General features: G+C 67.8%; 4 protein-coding genes. All 4 read left to right on the forward strand.

Translation table 11 applies throughout. The features are described 5' to 3' along the window. On the forward strand, positions 1 to 222 hold a 222-nt coding region (locus AB1609_21715; protein MEW6049053.1), incomplete at its 5' end, for a hypothetical protein. A 119-nt stretch (positions 223 to 341) separates the two neighbouring features. Next, positions 342 to 650: a YraN family protein gene (locus AB1609_21720; GenBank protein ID MEW6049054.1), complete on the forward strand. Its 309-nt coding sequence runs from the start codon at positions 342 to 344 to the stop codon at positions 648 to 650. A gap of 14 nt (positions 651 to 664) precedes the next feature. Further along, positions 665 to 958 carry a hypothetical protein gene (locus AB1609_21725; protein MEW6049055.1) on the forward strand — a complete coding sequence of 98 codons (294 nt, stop codon included), beginning with the start codon at positions 665 to 667 and terminating at the stop codon, positions 956 to 958. Positions 959 to 1,197: 239 nt separating this feature from the next. Beyond that, positions 1,198 to 1,899 (forward strand): hypothetical protein, encoded by a 702-nt coding sequence (locus AB1609_21730; protein ID MEW6049056.1) that lies wholly within the window; start codon positions 1,198 to 1,200, stop codon positions 1,897 to 1,899. The last annotated feature ends 388 nt before the right edge of the window (positions 1,900 to 2,287 follow it).

Consider the following 2,287-nt stretch of genomic DNA (forward strand, 5'->3'; position numbering starts at 1 on the left):
CGAGCGGGGGCGCCGGAGGCGGTGGGTCCCGGTGCCCCCGGCCTTTGTGCGCACGAAAGGGGTGAGATCATGCCGCGTTACCTGGTGAGGGCCAACTGCGAGTATTCGCTGGTGGTCGAGGCCGCGGGCGAGCGCGAGGCCCTTGAGGTGGCTGACAAGACCGATTTCGCCGAGTGGGACCAGGCCTGGTCCGAGAGCGAGGTTGAGGTGGTCGAGGACTGAGGTGCGGAGGGAACGGGAGGCCTTGTTGGGTTTTTGACACGGGGATTGACCTGGGCGCGGGAGCCCTGGGGGTCTGGGACTCCCGGCTGTTATCGTCCGGCAGAAGGGAAGGTGTTGGGATGAGCGAGGATGAGGTGCAGGCTGCTGCCGAGCAGCACCTGCTGAGCCAGGGCTACCGGGTTGTGGCCCGGGATTACCGTACGGCCTGGGGCAGGCTCGATTTTGTCTGCCGTGACGGCCCCGTGCTTGCCTTCGTGCAGGTGCGCGATCCGCGGAATGCGAAGCCCGGCGAGGCCGAGCGTGAGGCTTTGGCCCGGACGGCGGCTGACTTCCTGGGCAACCGGGGCTGGTGGCACTTCGTGTGCCGCTTCGATGCGGTGGTGGTTTCGCCCGACGGCTGGGTGGAACTCGTCAGAGATTCGTGGTGATGGAGGTGGGCCACTTGGAGTTGGTGCTGAGGGCCGAGCAGGGGAGCGGTGAAATCCGGGTCGAGCTGGAGGACTTCCAGATGGGGCCGGGCCTCGCGGCCATCCGCGTATCCGTCGTGGACGAGGCGGGCCGCGAGGTGGTGCCCGAACACGCTTACCACTTCGACGTGCGTGAGCCGGGCACCTTGGATCTGGACCGTTACGTGTCGGAGCCCGAGGAACTCCCGGATCTGCCCGCGTTCCTGATCGTGGAGCCCTTCCAGGGTATCCGGCCGCGCCTGCGTGGTCGTGGAGCTGGTGGGGCATGAGGGAACAGCTTGCATTTGTCTTTGAGTCGGATTCGGAGGGGCGCCGCGGAGGCGCCCCTCCACCGTCGGCTGGGGAATGTGTTCGTGAGCATGTTGCTGCTTCCGACGTTGCTTCGGCCGTCTCTGTTTCTGGGGGTTCGCCCCCGGCGCGTGGTGGGAACGCGGGCCGGCGGGCGGCCCGGCGGGAAACGCGGAAGGAAGCCAGGGAGGACTGGACGCCCGAGCGTGTCCAGTCCTATTTGGCCGGTTTGGGGGTGGACCCCGCCGCCGTGGTGGTGGGGCCGGACATGCTCAAGCTGCTGCCGTACAGTGGCGTGCGCCGGGTTGAGTGGGCGGAGGAAGGCCGCCGGGGAGTCTTCCCGGTGGCGTTCCGGCCGTCTTGGCGGTGGGAACCGTGGTTCGTGACGGGGACGTTTGACCAGGAGGGGCTCGGCATGTTCGGCTCCTGGGTGGCGCTGGTGCGTGAGCCCTCCGGCTTGAGGCCGTGCTGGTTTGTTGGGGCGTTCGCGAGGCAGCGTTTCCGGGAGCAGGGCAAGATCTTGCCCGCCTGTTTTGTTATTGGCCCGGAGTGCCTGTGCGCCGATCTGCGCCCGGTCCCGGCAGCAGTCCGGCAGGCGGTGGAGGGGGCCTCGGTTCTGGAGGAGGCGCTGGAAGCCTTCCGGGGCAGGCCCGTTTGGGTGGAGATGTACGCCGAGGGCGCCGTCGGGCACGTGGTGTCGCAGCCGTTCGTGCTGCGCGATTTCCGGGTGGACGGGAGGGTTCCCGCCGGGCTTGGCAGCGGTGGCGAGGGCCGGGTTCGGGTGGAAGGCGACGGCGGGTTTGGTTTCGAGGTGGAGGCTGTTCGGCACTTCCGGTTGCTTCCGGGCCAAATCATGATCGACTCGTACCTGCCTGAGGTTGGTTGGTACAACACCGTAAACCTGCATTGGGGGAGGAATTGAGGAGGGGGGGGTGGTAGGCCTGGCCCGCATCTTTGCCGTTCTCGCCGGGCTGGTGGTCTGGTACGTGCGTGCCTGCTGGGTGTACGGCTGCCAGGTTCAGTTCGGATAGCCGGGGCTTTGCCCCGGCGGTACATACCGGCCGTGGGGTCGGAAGCGTGTTCCGGGCGGTCGTGCGGTGCTCGGGCCTGGCGTGGTCTGGGCTCGGGGCGGGACAAGGGAAGTGATGGCGAGGTGGCTTTGCTGCCGAGTGTCGCGGCGCTCAAGCGCCTCCAGGGGATAGTTCGCCTCATCGGTGTGGGCGATTGGTTGAGGACGGTGCCCGCGCGTGACTTGGGGCCGGGCCAGAGCGTGGTTCTCACGGAGCGGAACCTCAAATCCGGCCGGGAAT

This window comes from Bacillota bacterium (genome assembly GCA_040754675.1).
Lineage (GTDB): Bacteria > Bacillota > Limnochordia > Limnochordales > Geochordaceae > Geochorda.

Bases quoted from the DNA above. Each gene is read 5' to 3' on its own strand.
- AB1609_21720 (MEW6049054.1), top strand. From the start codon at position 342: ATGAGCGAGGATGAGGTGCAGGCTGCTGCCGAGCAGCACCTGCTGAGC.